The organism is Komagataeibacter diospyri (assembly GCF_006538165.1).
Taxonomy (GTDB): Bacteria; Pseudomonadota; Alphaproteobacteria; order Acetobacterales; family Acetobacteraceae; genus Komagataeibacter; species Komagataeibacter diospyri.
The window spans coordinates 1-2288 of sequence record NZ_BDLU01000017.1 but is presented as its reverse complement, the minus strand read 5'-3'; the positions used below and the strand labels follow the sequence as shown (position 1 = coordinate 2288).

Here is a 2288-nt window from a genome sequence, read left to right as displayed (position 1 = left end):
GCTACGATAAACTGAAATCGACCTTCCTCGCAGCCGTGCAGTTCGCCTCAATCATCATCCTGCTTAACTGACGACACGCCGTAAACCGGCGCTCGATATACGCCTCGGTCGGGTCAACATGCTTTAGCAGCACATGTCCGCCCGCCTTGCGGTTATGCGGTGGCGCTTCATGATGGTTGAGGTCAAGCCGGTTCTGTCGATGCGGTGAGAGGAGATTCTGGTTGGCAGGTGTCCGTGCCGGCTGACCGGTGCGTTGCACGACAGGCCGGTGGAAGTGCTCGACAGCGAGAAATCAGGGTTGGGGAAGGATTTAGGAGCAAGATAGAGCCGGTATCGGTATCTGGGCTGCACGGCTCTCACCTACGACCCTCACTGGCGGCGCTCTTCAGCTTTTTTCAGATTGGCGGATACAGACACTTACGTCCGCTTTTCGGAATTTGGCATGGTGCTTCCTGTGTCCAGCATGCAGGCGACTTCCGCGGGTCTGCTTCAAGTTCATTTGGCAGACCGGCAGTTAAGGGGGAAGTGGATGGCCTGATTCTGCAACGCCAGTACGTGAAAACAGACCTCTCAGTTTTTCATGGTGTGAGCGCTGCGTCCCTACGGGTTGCGGTCAATCTCTTTTCCTGCCTGCACCTCGGGGTCATTTTCAAAAACGTGCAGGACGGCAGACCAGAATGCCCGCAGGCCTGGGAAGCTGCCCCAGTTGGGTGGTTCCTCCGGTTCAACTGTTGGATCTATGCGGATCAGGGCCCAGGTAACATGGTCAATTTCTACATCGTTGCAGGACAGTAAAGTTCTTAATTCGTTGACTGTCTGCTGTTTGAACGGCAGGCGATGACCTCGCGGTGCATCATCAATGACCTCGCACAGCGTATCGCCAAAAGTATCTGCATCTTCGCCAAACGAACTGGCACCCAGATTAGTGAGACGCGGAAACAGGTCGAAAATACCATATTTAGTCAAGTTTAACAGTGTGGACATAGTAGATCATCCCATTGTGTTCTTTTTTGATAATTGTAATTTCGATGCGCCGCGCAGCTTTGTGTTCTCGATTGGCACTTTCGATAATGACGGCCCCTCTCCCGAAGAAATATCCATCAAGAATAATTCTGTCTCCATTTCCAGCATCCCTGAGCCACGTATCAACCTTGGAAGAATTATCCCGAAGCAGTGCGTGAATAGCACGTTCGGCGTCTTCCTTCGAGGTAAAGAACGAAACAATAGGACGGTTTTCCTTCCTAAACCGGCGCTCGATATACGCCTCGGTCGGGTCAACATGCTTTAGCAGCACATGGCCGCCCGCCTTGCGGTTATGCGGTGGTGCCTCATGATGGTTGAGGTCAAGCCGGTTCTGTCGATGCGGTGAGAGGAGATTCTGGTTGGCAGGTGTCCGTGCCAGCTGACCAGTGCGTTGCACGACAGGCCGGTGGCAGTGCTCGACAGCGAGAAATCGGGGTTGGGGGAGGATTTAGGAGCAAGATAGAGCCGGTATCGGTATCGGTATCGGTATCTGGGCTGCACGGCTCTCACCTACGACCCTCACTGGCGGCGCTTTTCAGCTTTTTTCAGATTGGCGGATACAGATATTTACGTCCGCTTTCCGGAATTTGGCATGGTGCTTCCTGTGTCCAGCATGCACGCGACTTCCGCCGGTCTGCTTCTACAACGCCAGTACATGAAAACAGACCTCTCAGTTTTTCATGGTGTGAACGCTGCGCCCTTACGGGTTTCGGTCAATCTCTTTTTCTGCCTGCACCTCGGGGTCATTTTCAAAAACGTGCAGGACGGCAGACCAGAATGCCCGCAGGCTTGGAAAACTGCCCCAGTTGGGTGGTTCCTCCGGTTCAACTGTTGGATCTATGCGGATCAGGGCCCAAGTAACATGGTCAATTTCTGCATCGTTGCAGGCCAGTAAAGTTCTTAATTCAGCGATTGTTTGCAGTTTGAACGGAAGATCATGCGTTCGCGGTCCGCACTGGATTGCTTCCTCCAGCGTATCTCCAAACATATCGGCATCTTCGCCTAAAGAACTGGCACCGAGACCGGCCAGACAATCAAATGTTTGGCGGATTTCATAATCAGTAAAGTATAATAGTCTGGACATAATAAATCATCCCGTTATGTTCTTTTTTAGTGATTGTAACTCTAAGATATCGCGCAGATTTTCTTACACGATCAGCTTTTTCGACGACAATCGCCCCGCTGCCCGAAAGATGCCCTTCAACGTGAATTGAACTTCCATCTCTGGCATCCCTGAGCCACGTGTCAACCTTGGAAGAATTGTC

The 2288-nt window shown here is 52.1% G+C and carries 5 protein-coding genes; all 5 read right to left on the bottom strand.

Going from position 1 to position 2288, the window contains the following annotated elements:
* Position 1: 1 nt before the first annotated feature.
* Positions 2 to 259: a hypothetical protein gene (locus MSKU9_RS03300; RefSeq protein WP_227002348.1), complete on the bottom strand. Its 258-nt coding sequence runs from the start codon at positions 257 to 259 to the stop codon at positions 2 to 4.
* A 341-nt stretch (positions 260 to 600) separates the two neighbouring features.
* The gene (locus MSKU9_RS03295) at positions 601 to 984 is read right to left on the bottom strand and encodes a hypothetical protein (protein WP_193557624.1); all 384 of its coding nucleotides are present in this window, start codon (positions 982 to 984) and stop codon (positions 601 to 603) included.
* Positions 959 to 1420, bottom strand: a complete 462-nt coding sequence (locus MSKU9_RS03290) for an RNase A-like domain-containing protein (protein WP_227002347.1) — start codon at positions 1418 to 1420, stop codon at positions 959 to 961. Before MSKU9_RS03290 ends, MSKU9_RS03295 begins: the two co-directional genes overlap by 26 nt.
* Before the next feature lie 303 nt (positions 1421 to 1723).
* Complete coding sequence (locus MSKU9_RS03285) at positions 1724 to 2107, bottom strand: hypothetical protein (RefSeq protein WP_193557623.1); 384 nt, start codon at positions 2105 to 2107, stop codon at positions 1724 to 1726.
* Positions 2082 to 2288: RNase A-like domain-containing protein (locus MSKU9_RS18480; RefSeq protein ID WP_370685910.1), on the bottom strand; the 207-nt coding region annotated here is incomplete at its 5' end. The genes MSKU9_RS18480 and MSKU9_RS03285, both read right to left, overlap by 26 nt.